We start from the raw sequence: 18,071 nt of genomic DNA, 5'->3' as shown, positions 1-18,071 counted from the left end.
CCTCGGGTTGCGGGGGGCGCCCGCAGGCGCGCAATGGCGCGCATTTTACGTGGATGACCGCCCCAGGCACAGCATTTGTCGATCAGCGCGCATGCCTCAGCCCAGCAGCACCAGCCGGTTGGGCAGCTCGTTGCGCGCCTGGGTCACCGGCACATGGGCCGCCAGCAGCTCGCCACAGGCCTCGATGCAGGTGACAAAGCCCTGCAGGGTCTGGCCCTGCTGCACCTGGGCGGTGAAGGTGCGCACGATGGCGTCCCAGGCCTGGTTGTCGAGGCGACTGGAGATGCCCTCGTCCACCAGGATCTCCACATACCGCTCGGCCTCGCTGACGAAGATCAGCACCCCGGTGCGGCCCACGGTGTGATGCAGGTTCTGCTCCAGAAACTGGCGCCGCGCCAGGTTCGACGCACGCCAGTGGCGCACCCTGCGCGGCACCAGCCAACTGGTCAGGCGCGGCAGGCGGAACACCAGGCACAGCACGATGAAGGTCAGCCACTGCGCCAACAGCAGGCCATGCACGCTCAGCCAGCCGCTCAGGTAATAGAGGACGCCCGGCACCACCAGCGCCAGCAGGCTGGCCCACAGCAACGGGATATAGGCATAGTCGTCGGCACGCGCCGCCAGCACCGTCACCAGCTCGGCATCGGTACGCTGTTCTACCTGGGCGATGGCCTGGGCCACCTGACGCTGTTCGTATTCACTGAGCAATGCCATGTACGTGTGTGTCTCTTGTCGTGTAGTTACCAGCCGCCGGAGGACCCGCCCCCGCCGAAACTGCCGCCGCCGCCACTGAAGCCACCGCCGCCACCGCCCAGGCCGCCCCCGAAACCGCCGCCAAGACCACCGCCAAAGCCCCCGCGCCCACCGCGGCCACCCCCGCCAAGGCCCTGCAGGGCGAACACGATGATGATCATCAGGATGAACAGGCCCACCGCCCAGACCGGCGCACCTTGCTGCTGCGCCTCGTCTGCCAGAGGTCGCGCCGGCTCGTCCAGCGGTGCGCCGCCCAGCACCTGAAGGATGGCCGCCGTGCCAAGCACGATGCCCTGGCTGAAGTCGCCACGGCGAAACGCCGGGGTGATCACGCTGTTGATGATGACCGAGGCCTGGGCATCGGTCAGGCGGCCCTCCAGGCCATAGCCGACTTCGATGCGAAGCTTGCGCTCCTGGGGGGCGACGATCAACAGCGCACCGTTGTCCTTGCCTTGCTGGCCGATGCCCCAGTGGCGCCCCAGCTGGTAGCCATAGTCCTCGATGGCCTGCCCCTGCAGGCTGGCCAGGGTCACCACCACGACCTGCTCGCCGGTGGCCTGCTCGTGGGCCTTGAGCATCTGCTCAAGCTGGCTGCGGGTGGCGCCGTCGAGCAGCTCGGCCTGGTCCACCACCCGTGCACTGAGCGCCGGGAACTGGGGCGCGGCCCACAGCCAGCCGCTCGCCGCCAGCAGCACCAGCAGCAGCGCCGCCTTGAGCACACGCATCAGAATTTCACTTCAGGCGCTTTGTCGGCATCGGCGCTGGTGGCCTCGAAGTTCTCGCGCAGCGGCATGTCGCTGTACATCACGCTGTGCCACAGGCGCCCGGGGAAGGTACGGATCTCGGTGTTGTAGCGCTGCACGGCGGCGATGAAGTCCTTGCGCGCCACCGCGATACGGTTTTCCGTACCCTCGAGCTGGGACTGCAGGGCCAGGAAGTTCTGGTTCGACTTCAGGTCCGGGTAACGCTCCGAGACCACCATCAGGCGCCCCAGCGCACCGCCCAGCTGGGCCTGTGCGGCCTGGAACTGGCGCAGTTTTTCAGGATCGTCCAGGGTGCTGGCATCGACCTTGATCGAGGTGGCCTTGGCCCGCGCTTCGATGACCGCGGTCAAGGTGGCCTGCTCCTGCCTGGCGTAACCTTTGACCGTTTCGACCAGGTTGGGAATCAGGTCGGCACGGCGCTGGTACTGGTTCTGCACCTGGGCCCAGGCCGCCTTGACCTGTTCGTCGTATTGGGGAATGTTGTTGATGCCGCAACCGGCCAGCAGGCTGGCCAGTGCCAGCACCAGCCACAACCGTGCTCTGTTCGATACCTGCATTGTCGCTACGCTCCGTGAGTGCTCGAAATGCGCCGGACTTGAGGCATAATCCGACGCCGCCGCTGGATCGTGATGGCCCAATCGGCTAAAAGATGCCCCAGCAAACTACAACAATAGCCGCTTCCCCAACTTCGGCTTGCCAGTCTGCACCGTGACGACTGCCGCAGCCTTGAGAACAGAATTCATGAACAAGCTGTGTTTGCTGGGCCTGCTCGTCAGCCTGGCCAGCCAGTCGGCCTTCGCTGACTCGCCTGCCGCCGCGCCATTGCAAGACAAACAGGCGTTCATCGCCAACCTGCTCAAGCAGATGAGCGTCGAGGAAAAGATCGGCCAGTTGCGCCTGATCAGCATCGGCCCGGAAATGCCGCGCGAGAAAATCCGCGAGGAAATCGCCGCCGGGCGCATCGGCGGTACCTTCAACTCGATCACCCGTGACGAGAACCGGCCCATGCAGGACGCCGCCATGCGCGGGCGCCTGAAGATCCCGATGTTCTTCGCCTATGACGTGATCCACGGCCACCGCACCATCTTCCCGATCAGCCTGGGCCTGGCCGCCAGCTGGGACATGCAGGCCATCGCCCAGGTCGGCCGTACCTCGGCCCTGGAAGCGGCCGCCGACGGCATCGACATGACCTTCGCGCCCATGGTCGACATTGCCCGCGACCCGCGCTGGGGCCGTACCAGCGAAGGCTTTGGCGAAGACACCTACCTGGTGTCGCGTATCTCCAGGGTGATGGTCGAATCGTTCCAGGGCCGCAGCCCGGCCAACGCCGACAGCATCATGGCCAGCGTCAAGCACTTTGCACTGTACGGCGCGGTGGAAGGCGGGCGCGACTACAACACGGTCGATATGAGCCCCACGCGCATGTACAACGAGTACCTGCCGCCCTACCGCGCCGCCATCGATGCCGGTGCCGGCGGCGTGATGGTGGCGCTGAACTCGATCAACGGTGTGCCCGCCACCTCCAACACCTGGCTGATGAACGACCTGCTGCGCCGCGACTGGGGCTTCAAGGGCGTGACCGTCAGCGACCATGGGGCGATCACCGAGCTGGTGCGCCACGGCGTGGCCGCCGATGGCAAGCAGGCGGCGCAGCTGGCGATCAAGGCCGGCATCGACATGAGCATGAACGACACGCTGTATGGCCAGGAACTGCCGGGGCTGCTCAAGTCCGGCGCGGTCAGCCCGGCCGAGCTGGACAACGCGGTGCGCGAGATTCTCGGCGCCAAGTACGACATGGGCCTGTTCGCCGACCCGTACCGGCGCATCGGCCAGGCCAAGGACGACCCGGCCGACACCTATGCCGACAGCCGCCTGCACCGCGACATCGCACGGGACGTGGCGCGTCGCAGCCTGGTGCTGCTGGAGAACCGCCAGCAGACCCTGCCGCTGAAAAAGTCCGGCACCATCGCCCTGGTCGGCCCGCTGGCCGATGCCCCGATCGACATGATGGGCAGCTGGGCCGCCGCCGGTCGCCCGCACCAGTCGGTGACCGTGCGCGAGGGCCTGCGCCGTGCCCTGGGCGACAAGGCCAGGGTGCTCTACGCCAAAGGCTCGAACGTGACCGGCGACAAGGCCGTGCTCGACTACCTCAACTTCCTCAACTTCGACGCCCCGGAAATCGTCGATGACCCGCGCCCGGCTGCCGTGCTGATCGACGAAGCGGTCAAGGCCGCCAGGCAGTCGGACGTGGTGGTGGCCGTGGTCGGCGAATCGCGGGGCATGTCCCACGAATCGTCCAGCCGCACCACCCTGGAGATCCCGGCGGTGCAGCGCGAGCTGATCAAGGCCCTCAAGGCCACCGGCAAACCGCTGGTGCTGGTGCTGATGAACGGTCGCCCGCTGTCGCTGGCGTGGGAGCGCGAGCAGGCCGACGCCATCCTGGAAACCTGGTTCAGCGGCACCGAGGGCGGCAACGCCATCGCCGACGTGCTGCTGGGCGACTACAACCCCTCGGGCAAGCTGGCCATCACCTTCCCGCGCTCGGTGGGGCAGATCCCGATGTACTACAACCACCTGCGCATCGGCCGCCCGTTCACCCCCGGCAAGCCCGGCAACTACACCTCGCAGTACTTCGAGGAGCCCAACGGCCCGCTGTACCCCTTCGGCTACGGCCTGAGCTACAGCACCTTCAGTGTGTCGGCACCGAGCCTGTCGAGCACGACACTGAAACAGGGCCAGAGCCTGGAGGTCAGTGTGCGCGTGAAGAACACCGGCCAGCGTGACGGCGAAACCGTGGTGCAGCTGTACCTGCAGGATGTGGCCGCCTCGATGAGCCGCCCGGTCAAGGAACTGAAGAACTTCCAGAAGTTCATGCTCAAGGCCGGCGAGGAGCGCACCCTGCACTTCACCGTGCAGCCGGACGACCTGAAGTTCTACAACAGCCAGTTGCAGTGGGTTGCCGAACCTGGCGAGTTCAACGTCCAGGTCGGCCTGGACTCCGAAACCGTGCAACAGCAACGCTTCGAGCTGCTGTAAGTCGCTGTGACGTTCACGGGGAAGCGCCTGGCAGCCTTCCCCCCTGCCAGGGTACTGCTTGCCATGCCGTTCACTTACCGCGCCGTGCGACTGGGCCTGATTCTGCTGCTGATCACCGCCGGCACCCTGCTGGCCGCCGGCTGGGCGATGAATCAGGCCAAGCGTCAAGCCATGCTCGACGATACCCAGCGGGCCAGCCAGCAACTGGCGCTGTACGCCAACTCGCTGCACACCCTGATCGAACGCTACCGCGCCCTGCCCGCTGTGCTGGCGCTGGACTCCGAACTCATCGCAGCCCTCGGCGGCCCGGTGGGCGAAGCGACCCAGGACGCGTTGAACCGCAAGCTCGAACGCATCAACGGCGCCGCCAGGTCGTCCACCCTCGAACTGCTCGACCACACCGGCCTGGCCGTGGCGGCCAGCAACTGGCGCCTGCCTACCACCTACGTGGGGCAGAACTACGGCTTTCGACCGTACTTCAAGCAGACCCGCACCCAGGGCAGCGGGCGCTTCTATGCGGTGGGGGTGACCAGCGGCATTCCCGGCTACTTTCTGTCCAGCGCGGTGCTGGGCGACCAGGGGCGGTTTCTCGGGGCCATGGTGGTCAAGCTGGAGTTTCCCGAGCTTGAGCGCGAATGGCGCCAGGGCAGCGACGTGCTGCTGGTCAGCGACGCCCGCGGGATCATCTTCCTGGCCAACCAGGACGGCTGGCGCTACCGCGAGCTGAACCCGCTATCGGCGGCCGATTTCAATGAGCTGGACGCCACCCGCCAGTACGACAAGAAGTCGCTCTTGCCCCTGCAGCGCCAGGTGCTGACCCGCTTTGACGACAACAGCCACCTGGTGCGCGTGCAGCGCCCCGAAGGCGACACCGACTACCTGTGGGAAAGCCTGCCGCTGGAAGCCGAGGGCTGGACCCTGCACCTGCTGCGCACACCGCGCACCGGGGATGACGAGCGCAACGCCGGGCTGACGGCCGCCGCCGTCTGGCTGACCCTGGTGTTCGCGGTGCTGTTCATCAGCCAGCGCCTGCGCCTGGCCCGCCTGCGCCAGCGCAGCCGCGACGAGCTCAAGCGCCTGGTGGAGGAACGCACCCATGAACTGCGCATGGCTCAGGAGGGCCTGGTGCAGTCGACCAAGCTGGCGGCGCTGGGGCAGATGTCCGCCGCGCTGGCCCACGAGCTCAACCAGCCGCTGACCACCCAGCGCATGCAGCTGGCCACCCTGCGCCTGCTGCTCGACAACGAGCGCCTGGACGAAGCACGCCAGGCCCTGCAGCCGCTGGAACAGATGCTCACGCGCATGGCGGCCCTTACCGGACACCTGAAAACCTTTGCCCGCAACAGCCCCAGCGGCCTGCGCGAACGTCTGGACCTGGCCACCGTGGTCGACCAGGCGCTACAGTTGCTCGACCCGCGCATCCGCGCCGAGGGCGTCAGCACCGCGCTGTACCTGGCGCGTCCGGCCTGGGTACGCGGCGACGCCATCCGCCTGGAACAGGTGTTGATCAACCTGTTGCGCAACGCCCTGGACGCCATGGCCGACAAAACCTGGAAACACCTGGAGATCCGTATCGAAAAGCAGCATGACCACTGGCACCTGAGCGTGCTCGACAGCGGCGGCGGCATCAAGCAGGAGCACCTGGGCTGCGTGTTCGACCCATTCTTCACCACCAAACCGGTGGGCGAAGGGCTGGGCCTTGGGCTGGCGATTTCCTACGGCATCATCCATGAAGCCGGCGGGCGCCTGCAGGTCGACAACCAGCCAGGCGGTGCGCGTTTCAGCCTGACCCTGCCCTGCGACCCGGAGCCTGCATGCTGAATGCGGTGATTGTCGTCGACGACGAGGCCAGCATCCGTACCGCGGTGCAGCAGTGGCTGAGCCTGGCCGGCTTCGAGGTGCAGCTGTTCGAACGTGCCGAGGCGTGTCTGGCACAGCTGCCCGAGCACTTTCCCGGGGTGATCCTGAGCGATGTGCGCATGCCCGGCATGGGCGGCCTGCAACTGCTGGAGCAACTGCAGGGGCGTGATGCCGACCTGCCGGTGATTCTGCTTACCGGGCATGGCGACGTGCCGATGGCGGTCGAAGCCATGCGCAATGGCGCCTACGATTTTCTGGAAAAGCCCTTCAGCCCCGACAGCCTGCTCGGCAGCCTGCGCCGCGCCCTGGAGAAACGCCAGCTGGTGCTGGAGAACCGCCGACTGCATGAACAGGCCGACCTCAAGGTGCGCCTGGAAAACACCCTGCTGGGCATGTCGCCTGGCCTGCAGCAACTGCGTCGCCAGGTGCTGGACCTGGCCGGGCTGCCGGTCAATGTGCTGATACGCGGCGAAACCGGCAGCGGCAAGGAGCGCGTCGCGCGGTGCCTGCATGATTTCGGCCCGCGGGCCGACAAGCCGTTCGTGGCGCTCAACTGTGCGGCGATCCCTGAGCAATTGTTCGAGGCCGAGCTGTTCGGACACGAGAGCGGCGCCTTCACCGGCGCCCAGGGCAAGCGCATCGGCAAGCTCGAATATGCCAACGGTGGCACGCTGTTCCTCGACGAGATCGAGAGCATGCCGCTGGCCCAGCAGGCCAAGCTGCTGCGAGTGATCCAGGAGCACAAGCTCGAGCGCCTGGGCGCCAACCAGAGCATCAGCGTGGACCTGCGCATCATTGCCGCCACCAAGCCCGACCTGCTGCTCGAAGCCCGCGCCGGGCGCTTTCGCGAAGACCTGGCGTACCGTCTGAACGTGGCCGAACTGCGCCTGGCGCCGTTACGCGAGCGGCGCGAAGACATCCCCCTGCTGTTTGCCCATTTTGCCCGCGCCGCCGCCGAGCGCCTGGGCCGCAGCGCCGCCGACCCCAGTGGCGCACAACTGGGCCGGCTGCTCAGCCACGACTGGCCGGGCAACGTGCGCGAACTGGCCAACGCCGCCGAGCGCCACGCCCTGGGCCTGGACGATGCGCAATCGGCGGCAGTGGCGCATACCGGGCAATCGCTGGCTGCTCAGCAGGAAGCCTTCGAGGCCCAGTGCCTGCGCGCCGCCCTGAGCCGTCATCAGGGCGACATCAAGGCGGTGCTCGAGGAGCTGCAACTGCCCCGACGCACCCTGAACGAGAAGATGCAACGCCACGCACTGGTGCGCGAAGACTTCCTCGAACGCCCCGGCCCATAGGCGGATTCTTGCCTATCGCTGCGCCGCCAATGAGCGGATTTCCGCTCATTCAACCTGCAAAACCCTTCTAAACCGGGCCTTCGCTGGCTGGCACGGGTCCTGCTATGGCCCTGTCAGGCCGCGTTTACACGCGCACCACAAAAACAACTAGAAGGTTGCTTCAATGGATAACTCCACCTCTCTGCCTGCTGGGGCAGCGGCCGCACCCGCTGAAAAAACCACCTCCAGCCGCCTCAAGTCGATTTTCTCCGGCTCCATCGGCAACATGGTCGAATGGTACGACTGGTACGTCTACGCGGCGTTCTCGCTGTACTTCGCCAAGGCCTTCTTCCCGGCCGGCAACACCACCACCCAACTGCTCAACACCGCCGCGATCTTCGCCGTGGGCTTCCTGATGCGCCCGATCGGTGGCTGGCTGATGGGTATCTATGCCGACCGCAAGGGCCGCAAGGCCGCGCTGATGGCCTCGGTACTGCTGATGTGCGCCGGCTCCCTGGTCATCGCCCTGACACCCAGCTACGAAACCATCGGCGTCGCCGCGCCGGTGCTGCTGGTGATCGCACGCCTGATGCAGGGCCTGTCGGTGGGGGGTGAATACGGCACCTCGGCCACCTACCTCAGCGAGATGGCAACCAAGGAGCGTCGCGGTTTCTTCTCCAGCTTCCAGTACGTCACGCTGATCTCCGGCCAGCTCATCGCGCTGGCGGTGCTGATCATCCTGCAGCAGACCCTGACCACCGAGCAGCTGTACTCGTGGGGCTGGCGCGTACCCTTCGTGATCGGCGCGCTGTGCGCGGTGGTGGCGTTGTACCTGCGTCGCGGCATGGAAGAGACGGCCTCGTTCACCAAGAAGGAAAAGGCCAAGGAAAGCTCGATGCGCACCCTGCTGCGCCACCCCAAGGAACTGGCGACCGTGGTCGGCCTGACCATGGGCGGCACCCTGGCGTTCTACACCTACACCACCTACATGCAGAAGTACCTGGTGAACACGGTGGGCATGAGCATCAGTGACTCGACCATGATCTCGGCGGCCACCCTGTTCCTGTTCATGTGCCTGCAGCCGGTGATCGGCGGCCTGTCGGACAAGATCGGCCGTCGCCCGATCCTGATCGCCTTCGGTGTGTTGGGCACCCTTTTCACCGTGCCGATCCTGACCACGCTGCACACCATCGAGACCTGGTGGGGTGCGTTCTTCCTGATCATGGCAGCACTGATCATCGTCAGCGGCTACACCTCGATCAACGCGGTGGTCAAGGCAGAGCTGTTCCCCACCGAGATCCGCGCGCTGGGCGTGGGCCTGCCGTATGCGCTGACCGTGTCGATCTTCGGTGGCACGGCCGAGTACGTGGCACTGTGGTTCAAGAGCATCAACATGGAGACCGGCTACTACTGGTACGTCACGGCGTGCATTGCCGTCTCGCTGCTGGTGTACGTGTTCATGAAGGACACCCGCAACAACTCGCGGATCGAGACCGACTGATCGGTTTGCTGCAATAGACAAGGGGCCTCCAGCGATGGAGGCCCCTTTTTTGTGGGCTTAATTCGGCATTAATGCGGGTGCGCGATGCTGGGCCCACTCAGAACCGAGTCGTCCTCCTGGCTGGCAAGCCAGCGCCCCTGGGTGCTTCGGCGCTCGCAAAACACTGAGGGCACTGGCTTGCCAGCAGAGGCCAACCGCTTTCTTATGTATCTATTTAATAGATTTATATAGGCAATATTTTGTGATTTTTAATCAAATTAACGGGCGTAAAATCAAACCCATAGCAACAGACAACCCCTCACCACCGGAGTAACCCCCATGAAAACCAAACTGATGCTGGCCCTCACCTTTTCTGTCCTGGCCGCCAACGCTTTCGCCGAAGACGGCTTCGACCGCACCAACGCGCACAACTTCGCCGTGGAACACGCCCAGCCCGCCACCGTGGCAGAAGACGGTTTCGATCACACCAACGCGCATCGCTTCGTCGAAGATGGCTTCGACCGCACCCAGGCCCACCGCATCAGCTGACAGCCGATGCAGCGCCACAGCCCGGCTTCGGCCGGGCTTAGTCATTTTCAGGGCCGGCAACTGTTGGCACACTAGGCGCACCCTCCGCCCACAAGGCCCGATGATGTACTACTACGAACCCGCAAAAGGCCACGGCCTGCCCCACGACCCGTTCAACGCCATCGTCGGCCCGCGCCCGATCGGCTGGATCTCCTCCCAGGACCGCGACGGCCGCCTGAACCTTGCGCCCTACAGTTTTTTCAACGCCTTCAACTACATTCCGCCGATCATCGGGTTCTGCAGCGTCGGGCGCAAAGACAGCCTGAACAACATCGAACAGACCGGCGAGTTCGCCTGGAACCTGGCCACACGCCCGCTGGCCGAGGCCATGAACCAGAGCTGCGCCGCCGTGGCGCCAGAGGTCGACGAGTTCGCCCTGAGCCAGCTGACCCCGGCAGCCTCCAGGGTGATTGCGGTACCCCGGGTGCAGGAAAGCCCGGTGTCGTTCGAATGCAAGGTGACCCAGATCGTGCAACTGCAACGTGCCGACCAGGCGCTGGTGCCAAGCTGGCTGATTCTGGGCGAAGTGGTAGCGGTGCACATTGCCGAGCACCTGCTCAAGGAAGGGATCTACGACACCGCGGCCGCCGAGCCGATTCTGCGCGGCGGCGGCCCGGCGGATTACTTCGAGCTGGGCAACCTGTTCAAGATGGCCCGCCCGCAGGCCTGATCACCAGATCAGTTCGGCGTCGTCACTGACGCCGTTCAGGCGCTGCAGTTCGACCACTGCAGCGTCATCGGCCTCCAGTGCGGTCTTGAATACCTGCCCTGGCAGCACCTTGTGAAAACGCGGTGCGCCGCCAGCGCCCAGGGCCTTGACCGCGATCGCGGCGCTGTAGCCACCCTCGCCCGGCACCACCGCCGAAACAGCCTCGAATACGTCGAATTCTTTACGTGCCATTGCCTCTCACATCCACATCGGTTGCCGGAAAGGCGCCATTCTAACTCGCCGGCTGCTCGGTGAACGTCTGCAGGTCGAGGCTGTCCACCACCCGCGCCTGCACCAGTTCACCAAACAGCTGCAGGCTGGGCGAGGCAAAGTAGTCGTGCAGCGCCGAAGTATCGGCCCACACCCCGTTGAGCAACCACAGGTCGGCATCGCAGGTGGAACGCTGCACGCTGAAATGCAGACACCCCGGGGTTTGCCGCGACGGTTCGAGCAGTTGCTGCAGGCGCACGCCCAGCTCGGCCGAACGGCCGACGCTGGCGCGCACGAAGGAAAGATGGCTGACCGGTTGTGATGACGTCATGTGCGGTGCTCCTTGAAGCGGCCAGGGAAGAAAACCCAGGCTGCCAAGGCTACGGCCCAGGCCACGCGCGGCGTTAGGCGATTCCTGTCGACGGCTTGCCTGATTCTGCACCCGTCGCAGGATCAGGCAAGAACCGCGCAGCATTCGGCTAGCGCCCCGGCGTGCGCGAACCTATGCTGCGCCCATCGGCAGAGGAACCCGCACATGTCAGCCCCAGACCCCACCCCACCGTTGCTGGACCCGGCCCTGGAGCTTCTGCGCCAGGAACTGGCCGGGCTGGTCGTTCGCCACTGCCCCAGCGGCACGGTGCCTTCGGCCATCGCCGACCTGCACCTGAGCCGCTACGAGCAGAGCACCCGCTCGATGCCGACCCTGGCGCAGCCGGCGCTGTGCATCCTGGCCCAGGGCCGCAAGGAGATCTGCCTGGGCGACGAGACCTATGTGTACGACCCGCTGCACTACATGGTGGTGTCGGTGGCGATGCCGATCAGCGGTGCACTGCTGGAGGCCAGCCCGCAGAACCCCAGCCTGGGCATTCGCCTGGACATCGACCCGGCCGAGATCAACAGCCTGATCGCCGAGGCCGGGCCGATGGGCGTGCCGTCGCAGCCGTCGTCGCGGGGGGTGTTCATCGAACGCCTGGACACCCAGATGCTCGATGCATTGCTGCGCCTGATCCGCCTGCTGGATACGCCCAAGGACATTGCCGTGCTGGCGCCGCTGATCCGTCGCGAGATTCTCTATCGCCTGCTGCGTGGGCAGCAGGGTGCGCGGCTGTACGAGATCGCCATGGCCAACACCCAGACCCACCGCGTGTGCCAGGCCATCCAGTGGCTCAATGATCATTTTCAGCGCCCGCTGCGCATCGACGACCTGGCACGGGAGGTAAACCTGAGTGCCTCGACGCTGCACCACCGGTTCAAGGCGGTGACCTCGATGAGCCCGTTGCAGTATCAGAAGCAACTGCGCTTGCAGGAAGCCCGGCGGCTGATGCTCAACGATGGGTTGGAGGCGTCGGTGGCGGGGTATCGGGTGGGCTATGAGAGCCCGTCGCAGTTCAGCCGCGAGTACAGCCGGCTGTATGGCGCGCCACCGCTGCGGGACATGGCAAGGTTGCGTAGCGCGCTCTAGATCGCTTTCGCCGGCAAGGCCGGCTCCTACAGGCAGTACGCGGTCGCCTGTAGGATCCGGCCTTGCCGGCGAAGAACGCTACACCGCCCTCACCACATGCTTGACCTCCTGAAAAGCCGCCAGCCCCCAGGGCCCCAGCTCGCGCCCCAGGCTGCTCTGCTTGTAGCCACCCCACGCTGCCTGCGGGAAGATCACCTGCGGTGCGTTGATCCACACCAGCCCGGCCTGCAACTGGTCGGCCACCCGTTCGGCGGCCGCCGGGTCTGCACCTACCACGCTGGCCACCAGCCCGAACTCGCTGTCGTTGGCCAACGCCACCGCCTCGGCTTCGCTGGCCACCCGACGCACGCACAGCACCGGGCCGAAGATTTCCTCGCGCCACAGCGCACTGTCCAGCGGTACCTCGGCAAACACCGTGGGCTCGATGAAGTACCCAGCGGCGTGTTCGAGCGGCTTGCCACCGCACAGCAAGCGCGCGCCACTGTGCATGCCACGCTCGATGTGCCCCAGCACGCGCTGGTACTGGGCCTGGTTGACCAGCGGCCCCATGTCGCTGTCGCCGGCAAACGGGTCACCCACCCGGATCGCCGCAGCCCGTGCCTTCACCCCGTCGACAAAGGCGTCGTACAGCGCATCGGCCACCAGCACGCGGCTGGTGGCCGAGCACATCTGCCCGGCATTGAAGAAGCCGCCGGCGCAGGCCAGCTCGAGCGCAAGCTCCAGCTCGGCCGACTCCAGCACCAGCAATGACGACTTGCCGCCCAGCTCCAGACTCACCCCCTTGACCGTCTCGGCCGCGCGCTGCATCACCTGCACGCCGACCGCATTGCTGCCGGTGAACGACACCTTGGCGATACGCGGGTCGCTCGTCAGCGGTGCCCCCACCGCCAGCCCGGTGCCGCACACCAGATTGAACACCCCATCCGGCAGGCCGCAGTCGGCGATGATCCGGGCCAGTTCCAGCTCGGCCAGGGGCGTGACCTCCGACGGCTTGAGCACCACGCAGCACCCTGCCGCCAACGCCGGGGCCAGCTTCCAGGCGGTGGTCACCATCGGGAAGTTCCACGGCACGATCAGGCCGACCACACCGCACGGCTCGCGACGCAGGCGGGCGCTGAAATCCTCGCTGGGCAAGGCCAGCGGCTGGTCCTGCTGCCTGTCCAGGGCCTGCGCCAGGCCCGCGTAGTACTCGAACGTTGCCACCACATCGTCGACGTCCATCGCCGACTCGGCCAGGGGCTTGCCGTTGTTGCGCGATTGCAGTTCGATCAACCGCTCGCGGCGGGCCTCCACACCCCGCGCGATCCTGTGCAGCAACTCGCCACGGTGCGCCCCGGTGGTACGCGACCAGCCGGCAAAAGCGGCCTGCGCCGCCATGGCGGCACAGGCGACTGCATCGCCATCGCCCCCGGCCACCTCGGCCAGGGACTGCCCGGTGCTCGGGTTGATTACCGTGAGCGGCTGCGCGCCGTGATGCCACGCGCCCTCGATGTAGATACCGGGCAGGTTCAGCATGGTTGCACCGCCTGCATCCACGCTGCCTGGTCGACCTCGATCAGGCTCGGGCCACTGCGTTGGCGGGCACGCAACAACGCCTCGCGCAGTTGCGCCACCCCGCTCGCCGCTTCGGCGGCGCAACCGAGGGCCTTGGCCACGCCAATGAAATCGGGGGTGTGGATATCCACGCCCACCGGTTCGATGGCGCGGTTGAGCATGTACTTCTTGATCTCCTCGTAACCCTGGTTGTTCCACAGCAACACGATCAGCGGCACCTGAGCCTCCACCGCACTGGCCAGCTCCGGCAGGGTGAACTGCAAGCCGCCGTCGCCGATCAGGCACACCGCAGGCAAGCGTCGATCCGCCTGCTCCGCACTGCCCAGCCACGCGCCCATGGCCGCCGGCAAGGCGTAGCCGAGGGTGCCGTAGCCGGTCGAGGCGTTGAACCAGCGGCGCGGCTGGTCGAGGTCCAGGGTCAGGTTGCCGGTGTACACCGGCTGGGTCGAATCACCGACCAGCACGGCATCGGGCAACGTCTGCAGCACGCTGTCGAGGAACAGCGTCTGCGCCCGCGTGGCCGCATCCCATTCGCTGGCCAGGGTATCGCGCAGGCGCGCTGCCCGCGCCGCGCCCCACTCGCCTTCGCGCGGTGGCGCCGGCTGCTCGGCCAGGGCCAGCAACAGGGCCTGCGCCGCCTGCTCTGCATCGGCCACCAGTGCCACCCTGGGCGGGTAGTTGCGCACGCACTGGTCCGGGTCGATGTCGATGCGCAGCAGGGTGCCGGGGATCTCGAAGCCGCCCTTGAAGGTGACGTCATAGTCGGTTTCGGCCAGCTCGGTGCCGATCGCCAGCACCACGTCGGCCTCGCGCACCAGTGCACGGGTCGCCACCAGCGACTGGGTCGAGCCGATCAGCAGCGGGTGCCCGGAGGCCAGCACGCCCTTGGCATTGATGGTGAGTGCAACGGGCGCCTGCAGGTGCTCGGCCAACCGGGCGAGTGCGGCGCCTGCGTCGATGGCACCGCCACCGGCCAGGATCAACGGGCGGCGGGCAGCGGCCAGCAGCGCCGCCATGCTCGCCACCGGCCCTGGCGCGGCACCGGCGCGGGCGATGTGTACCGGCTCGCAGCCAAGCAGGTGATCGGCGTCTTCGACCAGCACGTCCAGCGGGATCTCGATATGCACCGGGCGCGGGCGCGCGCCCTCGAATACCGCAAAGGCACGGGCCAGCACGGCCGGCAGGTCATCGGCGCTCATCAGTGTGTGCGAGAACGCCGCCACACCGCTGACCAGCGCGCCCTGGTTGGGCAGCTCGTGCAGCTTGCCGCGACCGCCGCCCAGGGCATTGCGCGACTGCACGCTGGAGATCACCAGCATCGGGATCGAGTCGGCATAGGCCTGGCCCATGGCGGTGGTGATGTTGGTCATGCCCGGGCCGGTGATGATGAAGCACACCCCAGGCTTGCCACGGGTACGGGCAAAGCCGTCAGCCATGAAGCCTGCGCCTTGCTCGTGGCGCGGGGTGATATGACGGATGGTCGAGCCGGGAAGGCCGCGGTACAGCTCGACCGTGTGCACGCCGGGAATGCCGAAAACATGGTCGACGCCATAGTTTTCGAGGAGTTTTACCAATACTTCGCCGCAAGTCGCCATGGTGGTCTGCCTGGAATCATTCTGGAACAAGACCTGATTGGACCCGCCAGGCGCTACCGGCACAATGCAAAAATCCTCATACTAGCCATGTCTACAGCTCATGGCTTACCCCGATGAAACGCCTGCCTCCCTTGCCTGCCCTGCACACCTTCCTGATCACTGCGCAATGCTGCAACTTCACCCGTGCGGCGCAGCAACTGCACCTGACCCAGGGCGCGGTGAGCCGCCAGATCGCCGGCCTGGAAGCACACCTGGGCTACGCGCTGTTCGTGCGCCAGGCACGCGGCCTGAGCCTGACCCGCGAGGGCCAGGACTGGCTGCCGCGGGTGCAGCAGGTATTCGGGCTGATCGAGGAAGGCGTGCAGCAGGTGGGCGCGCAGCGCACCACCCTGCAACTGAAGGCGCCGACCTGCGTGATGCGCTGGTTGCTGCCGCGCCTGATGGAATGGCAGGCGCTGCACCCGGAAGTGCCGGTGGAGCTGACCACCACGGTGCAGCACGGGGTGGATTTTCGCCGGGAAGCGTTCGATGCGGCGGTGGTGTATGGCGCCGAGCCTGATCCGGCCCTGCAGGTGCTGAAGCTGTTCGATGAACAACTGACACCGGTGTGCGCGCCGCAGTTGCCGTTGCGCACGCTGGATGATCTGCAGAAGCACATGCTGCTGCACCCGGCGCGGGACGAGAAGGACTGGGCGACCTGGCTTGGCGCAGCCGGCGTGCAACTGCCCAGGCAAGGCCGGCGCCAGCATTTCGAAACGTTGGACATGGCCATGTCGATGGCGTCCCAGGGCACCGGGGTGGCGATAGGGGATTGGGCGTTGATCGGCGATGACCTGGCCAGCGGACGGCTGGTGATGCCGTTCGACCTGCGGGTCAAGACCGGCAAGGGCTATTACCTGGTGCGGCCCGCGCAGGTGGCGGCGCCGGGGTTGATGGCCTTGCTGGAGTGGTTGGGCGGGCAGGCAGGGGCACCGCGTTGATGCATTCGCCGGCAAGGCCGGCTCCTATACCTGTAGGAGCCGGCCTTGCCGGCGAATGCTTTCTAGGCTCTGTACGAAAAGCCTTGATACTCGGTGATGCTGCGTTGAAAACAGCCTCGGAATGCTCATTTACAACCCGTAAACTCCGCTTCCTCGGCTGTTTTCGCCTTGCCTGACCTTCGTCTCAAGACTTTTCATACAGCCCCTAGTACCCCACAGTAAAGCGCTGACGCGAATGCGCTGGCTTCTCTACCTCATCGAGCAACGCAATCGCATAGTCGGCAAAGGTGATCCAGCTCCTGCCCTTCGCGTCGACCAGCAGGTGATCCTTGCCCACCCTGTAGCTACCGGTGCGCTCGCCTTCGACGAACTCCGCCGACGGCGACAGGAAGGTCCAGTCCAGTTGCTGCTCCTGACGCAAGGCCTGCAGAAAATCGCCACCTGCGCTCGCCTCGGCCTTGTAGGCCTCGGGGAAGTCCGGCGCGTCGATCACGCGCTCCCCTGACGGCAGCAGCAGGCTGCCCGCCCCGCCCACCACCAGCAGGCGCTTGACCCCGGCCTTCTTGACCGGCCCGATGATCGCCTGCGCCGGCACCGTGGCAAAGTGCGCGGCGCTGAGCACCACGTCATGCCCGGCAACGGCCTGCTCCAGCCCCTCGCCCCGGGTCACGTCCAGGGCTACCGTGCTCACCCCTTCGCGCCCCTGCAGGCGCGACGGGTCGCGGGCTATGGCGGTGACGCTGTGGCCACGGCGCAGGGCCTCTTCCAGCAACTGGCTGCCGGCACGTCCGGTAGCACCGATGATTGCGATCTTGCTCATGGAAACCTCCGATCAGGATTGAACGACACTTACCACTTCATTTCGCCCTTGGCGACCTTGGCGCCGAGCTCCAGCGAGCTCTCCTCGCCCAGGCCGGGGTAACGTTTTTTCATTGCAGCGACCAGCTCGGCCGAGTTGGCCGCCCTGGCGGTTTCGGCATCGAAGGCGCGGATGTAATCGGCGGTGAAGCGCACCGCCTCGAGCGACCCCTTGCTCTGCCCCAGGTAATGCCCCGGCACCACCGTCTGCGGCGCCAGCTGCTCGATGCGCGCCAGGGTCGCGAGCCAGTCCTTGTGCGACTGCGCCGACTGGGTGTCGGCCATCCACACGTGCAGGTTCTCGGCCACCACTACCCCGCCGACCACCGCCTTGATCGACGGGACCCATACAAAGCTGCGGTCGGGCTGCGGGCCGTCCAGGCCGATCACTTCAAGACGCTGCCCTTCAATGGTGAGCACGTTGCCGGGCAGCACGTCAGGCACGATGAGCCGGGCGGGCTTGTCGGCCCCCATCTGCGGGCCCCAGTAGGCAAGCTTGGCAGCCATGGTCTGCTTGATGTGCGCGACCGTCGCCTGCGACGCCAGCACCTTGGCCTTGGGGTAGGCACGGGTCAGGGTGTCGAGGCCGAAGTAATAGTCCGGGTCGCCATGGCTGATGTAGATGGTGGTGAGTTGCTTGCCGCTATCGCGAAGCTTCTTCAGCACCTGCTCGGCCTGGCCCTTGCCGAACTGTGCATCCACCAGAATCGCCTCGTGCTGGCCACTGACGATCACCGAGCTGACCGGAAACAGCGCCTCGCTGCCGGGGTTGTACACGTCCAGTTTCAGCGGTGCGTTGCCGGCAACGGCCTGGGTGATCGCACCTAAAGCGGCACACGCCAGCAGCAGGCGACGCAGGGAAAAGAAAGCAGCCATCAAGCAATACCTGTTCAAGTCATCGATGAGGCACAGCTTAGTTGCACGAACCATCACAAAAAATGCGAT

The 18,071-nt window shown here is 66.1% G+C and carries 16 protein-coding genes and 1 pseudogene; 8 read left to right on the top strand and 9 right to left on the bottom strand.

Translation table 11 applies throughout. The features are described 5' to 3' along the window. Window positions 1-96: 96 nt before the first annotated feature. The 3 genes from DN387_RS01445 to DN387_RS01435 are packed head-to-tail and all read right to left on the bottom strand — an operon-like array spanning window position 97 to window position 2,074. The gene (locus DN387_RS01445) at window positions 97-714 is read right to left on the bottom strand and encodes a TPM domain-containing protein (RefSeq protein WP_043859748.1); all 618 of its coding nucleotides are present in this window, start codon (window positions 712-714) and stop codon (window positions 97-99) included. A gap of 26 nt (window positions 715-740) precedes the next feature. Further along, complete coding sequence (locus tag DN387_RS01440; protein ID WP_054914787.1) at window positions 741-1,478, bottom strand: YgcG family protein; 738 nt, start codon at window positions 1,476-1,478, stop codon at window positions 741-743. Beyond that, window positions 1,478-2,074 carry a LemA family protein gene (locus DN387_RS01435; RefSeq protein ID WP_043860787.1) on the bottom strand — a complete coding sequence of 199 codons (597 nt, stop codon included), beginning with the start codon at window positions 2,072-2,074 and terminating at the stop codon, window positions 1,478-1,480. The genes DN387_RS01440 and DN387_RS01435 overlap by 1 nt, the downstream gene beginning before the upstream one ends. Before the next feature lie 184 nt (window positions 2,075-2,258). Between DN387_RS01435 and bglX the strand changes: the two genes are divergently transcribed. The 6 genes and pseudogenes from bglX (at window position 2,259) to DN387_RS01405 (ending at window position 10,428) form a co-directional block, all read left to right on the top strand. Continuing rightward, window positions 2,259-4,553, top strand: coding sequence for a beta-glucosidase BglX (bglX, locus tag DN387_RS01430; RefSeq protein WP_054914788.1), 2,295 nt, complete (start codon window positions 2,259-2,261; stop codon window positions 4,551-4,553). A gap of 63 nt (window positions 4,554-4,616) precedes the next feature. Then, window positions 4,617-6,374: an ATP-binding protein gene (locus DN387_RS01425; RefSeq protein WP_054914789.1), complete on the top strand. Its 1,758-nt coding sequence runs from the start codon at window positions 4,617-4,619 to the stop codon at window positions 6,372-6,374. Beyond that, a complete protein-coding gene (locus DN387_RS01420; protein ID WP_054914790.1) occupies window positions 6,368-7,711 on the top strand; it encodes a sigma-54 dependent transcriptional regulator in 1,344 nt (447 codons plus the stop codon). Before DN387_RS01425 ends, DN387_RS01420 begins: the two co-directional genes overlap by 7 nt. Before the next feature lie 163 nt (window positions 7,712-7,874). After that, window positions 7,875-9,191: an MFS transporter gene (locus tag DN387_RS01415; protein WP_043860783.1), complete on the top strand. Its 1,317-nt coding sequence runs from the start codon at window positions 7,875-7,877 to the stop codon at window positions 9,189-9,191. Window positions 9,192-9,509: 318 nt separating this feature from the next. Beyond that, window positions 9,510-9,698: pseudogene (locus DN387_RS01410) on the top strand (heme utilization protein); the annotation flags it as partial. A 124-nt stretch (window positions 9,699-9,822) separates the two neighbouring features. Next, window positions 9,823-10,428, top strand: a complete 606-nt coding sequence (locus tag DN387_RS01405) for a flavin reductase family protein (protein WP_043860781.1) — start codon at window positions 9,823-9,825, stop codon at window positions 10,426-10,428. Here the strand turns inward: DN387_RS01405 and DN387_RS01400 are convergent, their stop codons facing one another. Together DN387_RS01400 and DN387_RS01395 are read right to left on the bottom strand one after the other, a co-directional pair. After that, window positions 10,429-10,659, bottom strand: coding sequence for a hypothetical protein (locus tag DN387_RS01400; RefSeq protein ID WP_054914791.1), 231 nt, complete (start codon window positions 10,657-10,659; stop codon window positions 10,429-10,431). Between the two features lie 40 nt (window positions 10,660-10,699). Further along, the gene (locus tag DN387_RS01395) at window positions 10,700-11,008 is read right to left on the bottom strand and encodes a putative quinol monooxygenase (RefSeq protein ID WP_043860779.1); all 309 of its coding nucleotides are present in this window, start codon (window positions 11,006-11,008) and stop codon (window positions 10,700-10,702) included. 204 nt (window positions 11,009-11,212) lie between these two features. Between DN387_RS01395 and DN387_RS01390 the strand changes: the two genes are divergently transcribed. Further along, on the top strand, window positions 11,213-12,139 hold the full coding sequence (locus DN387_RS01390) for an AraC family transcriptional regulator (RefSeq protein WP_054914792.1): 927 nt from the start codon (window positions 11,213-11,215) through the stop codon (window positions 12,137-12,139). Between the two features lie 78 nt (window positions 12,140-12,217). Here DN387_RS01390 and DN387_RS01385 read toward each other — a convergent pair whose 3' ends face one another. Continuing rightward, window positions 12,218-13,654, bottom strand: a complete 1,437-nt coding sequence (locus DN387_RS01385; protein ID WP_054914793.1) for an aldehyde dehydrogenase family protein — start codon at window positions 13,652-13,654, stop codon at window positions 12,218-12,220. Continuing rightward, window positions 13,648-15,288, bottom strand: a complete 1,641-nt coding sequence (locus DN387_RS01380) for a 5-guanidino-2-oxopentanoate decarboxylase (protein WP_054914794.1) — start codon at window positions 15,286-15,288, stop codon at window positions 13,648-13,650. Before DN387_RS01380 ends, DN387_RS01385 begins: the two co-directional genes overlap by 7 nt. Before the next feature lie 113 nt (window positions 15,289-15,401). Between DN387_RS01380 and DN387_RS01375 the strand changes: the two genes are divergently transcribed. Then, window positions 15,402-16,268, top strand: coding sequence for a LysR substrate-binding domain-containing protein (locus DN387_RS01375; protein WP_054914795.1), 867 nt, complete (start codon window positions 15,402-15,404; stop codon window positions 16,266-16,268). 205 nt (window positions 16,269-16,473) lie between these two features. Here the strand turns inward: DN387_RS01375 and DN387_RS01370 are convergent, their stop codons facing one another. Continuing rightward, window positions 16,474-17,088, bottom strand: a complete 615-nt coding sequence (locus DN387_RS01370; RefSeq protein ID WP_043860774.1) for an NAD(P)-dependent oxidoreductase — start codon at window positions 17,086-17,088, stop codon at window positions 16,474-16,476. A gap of 29 nt (window positions 17,089-17,117) precedes the next feature. Beyond that, on the bottom strand, window positions 17,118-18,002 hold the full coding sequence (locus DN387_RS01365; RefSeq protein ID WP_054914796.1) for an MBL fold metallo-hydrolase: 885 nt from the start codon (window positions 18,000-18,002) through the stop codon (window positions 17,118-17,120). Window positions 18,003-18,071: the final 69 nt, after the last annotated feature.

Origin of the sequence: Pseudomonas sp. FBF18, from assembly GCF_024261405.1 — a bacterium.
In the GTDB taxonomy this organism is placed as follows: Bacteria; Pseudomonadota; Gammaproteobacteria; order Pseudomonadales; family Pseudomonadaceae; genus Aquipseudomonas; species Aquipseudomonas palmensis.
This window is presented reverse-complemented; position numbering and strand designations above follow the sequence as displayed.